Annotated in this window: 3 protein-coding genes; 1 reads left to right on the top strand and 2 read right to left on the bottom strand. The window is 42.5% G+C overall.

All coding sequences use genetic code 11. The features are described from left to right. Window positions 1-172: 172 nt before the first annotated feature. Entirely contained in the window at window positions 173-619 is a 447-nt protein-coding gene (locus H6S82_RS24620; protein ID WP_190463907.1) for a response regulator, read from the bottom strand. Continuing rightward, the gene (locus H6S82_RS24615; RefSeq protein ID WP_190463908.1) at window positions 564-2,888 is read right to left on the bottom strand and encodes an ATP-binding protein; all 2,325 of its coding nucleotides are present in this window, start codon (window positions 2,886-2,888) and stop codon (window positions 564-566) included. The genes H6S82_RS24620 and H6S82_RS24615 overlap by 56 nt, the downstream gene beginning before the upstream one ends. Here H6S82_RS24615 and H6S82_RS34155 point away from each other — a divergent pair. Further along, complete coding sequence (locus tag H6S82_RS34155; RefSeq protein ID WP_255512200.1) at window positions 2,887-3,018, top strand: hypothetical protein; 132 nt, start codon at window positions 2,887-2,889, stop codon at window positions 3,016-3,018. The genes H6S82_RS24615 and H6S82_RS34155 overlap by 2 nt on opposite strands. Window positions 3,019-3,382 lie beyond the last annotated feature (364 nt).

The raw sequence follows: 3,382 nt of genomic DNA, 5'->3' as shown, positions 1-3,382 counted from the left end.
GCAGACATAATTTTGTAGTTTCTCCCCCTCTGCTCCTCATATGAGAAGAATGAGGGATGAAGGATGAGGGATGAATGATTTTACCAGTAAAGATAGAAAGATTTCGACTTTCATTTTAGATGGGTAAATCGGTTCTGACTTCATCCTTTCTCCTTCCTCCTTGAAATCTCGCTCATTCCGATGGTAGGGTAACTGTTTTCAGCCAAAACTCTTCAATACCTTTGACAATTTCAAAAAGTTGGCTGAGGTTGCGTGATTTAGTGATATAGCAATTTACGTGCAAGTCGTAGCTGTGAAAAATGTCATCCTCGTTTTTGGAAGTGGTCAGCACTACTACGGGAATGCGTTTGAGGTTGGGATCGGCTTTAATTTCGGCCAGTACCTCTCGACCATCTTTTTTGGGCAAGTTCAAATCTAGCAGGATAATATCTGGGCGAGGTGCATGGGCATACTCGCCCTGCTGGCGCAAATAAGCCATCGCATCCATGCCATCTCTAACTGCCACAACTTGATGAGGCACCGAGCTTTTTTTCAACGCTTCTTGAATTAAGCGGATGTCAGCTTTATTGTCCTCTACCAAAAAGATGGTTTTGTGTTTTTCTTCCGTTTCTACGCTCACGATCGCGTCCCCCTAATGGAATCGTAAAGTAGAACGTCGCGCCTTGACCCAGCTGCGACTCTACCCAGATGCGGCCTCGGTGGCACTCGATAATTTTCTTACAAATGGCCAAACCCATACCCGTACCGGGATATTCGTCCCGCGTGTGCAGGCGCTGAAAGATCGTGAAAATGCGATCGCTAAACTGCGGATCGATCCCGATACCATTATCCCGCACCGAAAATAGCCACCCATCCTCCAAGCGCTGAGTTCCTATATGAATTTCTGGCGGTTTGTCGCTGCGGAATTTGATCGCATTGCCGATCAAATTTTGAAACAACTGCATCAGCTGAGTACCGTCAGCCATCACTGTCGGCAAAGCATCGTGGGTAATTGTGGCTTTGCTTTCTGTAATGCGTTTCCGCAAATTGCTTAAGGCACGATCTAAAGCTTTTTCCACCTCAGTCAATTCAAACTCGATGCCCTGCATATCTACTTTAGAATATGCCAGCACGTCATCGATCAAAGTTTGCATCAAGCTGACTCCTTCGACAGCGAAGGTAATAAACTCTTTGGCATCTTCGTCTAGTTCTTCTTCATACCGCATCTCCAAAAGTTGCACGTAATTTGCTACCTGATTTAAAGGCTCTTGCAAGTCGTGGGAAGCAACGTAAGCAAACTTTTTCAGTTCCGCGTTAGAACGTTCCAGATCGTGAGCTAATTGCGCCAGTTCATCTGCTTGACGCAGCACAATATTGATGATTGCCTTTCTCAGTTCTAGCGCTGCTTTAATTTCCACCTGTTGCCAAGGTAAAGACGTGAGGCGAACTGTTTGTTTCCACAGTTCAAATGACTTCCGAGGACACAGGCGGAGATTGCCGTTTGAGTGGCTGACTTCATACGCCTTATTGGGATCGCCACCCCAATTTACGGTTTGAATCACTTCCGATCGGAACCAAAAAACGTAATTTCTCTTAGAAATGGGAATAGCTAGCAAACCGCTGGCAACGTTTTTGAATCTTTCTGCATCTGGATAAATTCGCGGCAGGGAATCTGTGGAAAAGACTTCTTCATCGCCGATGTTATTCTTTAGCCATTGCATTAACAAATTCAGGTCTTCTTCTCTCGGAGTTTCGCCGATCGTTGTCCAATTTCCACCCAAACATACGGCTGCTCCTTGAGAGCCAGTCAAATCCAAGAGATTCGGTTCGTGTTTTACTAAACCATCAATAAAGTTTTCTTCTTGAGACATATAATCCACCAAACTTGATTGGATATATGTCAATCTCATGCGATAATCGTAATCCTCTGTTTCTTCTCTTGCCGAAATTTCTGCAAATATCACTTGCCCCAAGAATTCGCAGGCTTTTCGTAACTCGTAAGAGACATATTTGGGCGACTTATGATGACAAGCAATTAAACCCCAAAGTTTTCGATCTTTAACCAAAGAAATAGTCAGAGAAGCACCCACCCCCATATTGTGCAAGTACTCTATGTGACAGGGAGAGGCACTTCGGAGAATCGACAAAGTTAAATCGACGGGATGTTCGCTAACTGGATTCATAGCAGGAACAATTTTTACGGGTTCCGCTTTGGTATCCGGTATTAATCTGATCGAATTGGAGGCGAATAATTTTCTGGCAGGTTTGGGAATATCTGACTCTGGGTAATGAAGACCCAGGTATGGTTCCATAGTTTCTAGTTTTTCTTCAGCAACTACAGCTCCATGTCCATCTTCGTCAAATTTATACAGCATTACCCGGTCAAACCCGGTGACTTTTCGCACCTCTTGAACGATAATCTCGCAAAAATCACGCAAAGAAGCTGTTTTTTCTAGCTGGTTAATCGATGCTCTAGCTAGATGATAAAAACTTAAAAATGGGATATTTTCTGACGATATGGCAGGTTCTAATTCAAGAATTAAAAATCTGTCTGAATTTCGGTGTAATGAGGCATCGAATACTGCGTAATCATCTCCTTGTTTCCTCATCCAAATCCTTGTCGGATTGATGAAGTCGAGAGATTCGTTTAATACTCCCGCTCTAATTTTCTCCATTTGAAATGGATCGATAATTTCTTCGATTGGTTTTCCTAGAAGGTTTTCGGGACTAATACCAAGGGCAGTATATGTATTGCTGCTAACTTGTAATATTGTTAATTCCGGAGCTTCTAGTACAAAAATTACTCCATGTGGTTGAATTTGACCTGCAAGATGAATCGGTGCTTCTTTTAAGCTTGTCAATTCTGATTTGGTCAAATTAATATTTTGGGTCTGGAAATCCATTACCATGACGACCTCCCCTTTTGTGCGGGGTTATCAACAGTACAATGCTACAGAACGATCGCATTTGTATCTTAGCAAGAGCCTAAAGGTAGTCCAAGTGCGATCGGGACTTGCTTTGGCAAGATTGTGCGATTGACAATCCTTTTCACATCTAATATCTCAAGCGCTATCACTTGGTTTTCGTTGACTTGGGTTCAACGATCGGGGCTTTTATAGTTGCCGCTGATAGCCTAAGCTAAGAAAATATTCCTTATAGAAACTACCCTAGCACGATTTCCTGATGGCGATAAATAAACAATGGTCAAATGTTATTATAAGAAATGTAAATAATTGTACCGTTCTAAAATATTCTTCCAGATAAAAAAGCTTCTGAAAGTCTTACATCTAGGGTTTACGCCTCTGGTTTAGTCTTCTTCGGCAGACTAAACCAGAGGGTAGCGTCGGCAAATATTAATATTTAATTAGGCTAAAATACCTGGGCTTGTAAAAATGTATAAGAT

This window comes from Planktothrix sp. FACHB-1355 (assembly GCF_014748295.1).
Taxonomy (GTDB): domain Bacteria; phylum Cyanobacteriota; class Cyanobacteriia; order Cyanobacteriales; family Aerosakkonemataceae; genus Aerosakkonema; species Aerosakkonema funiforme_A.
This window is presented reverse-complemented; position numbering and strand designations above follow the sequence as displayed.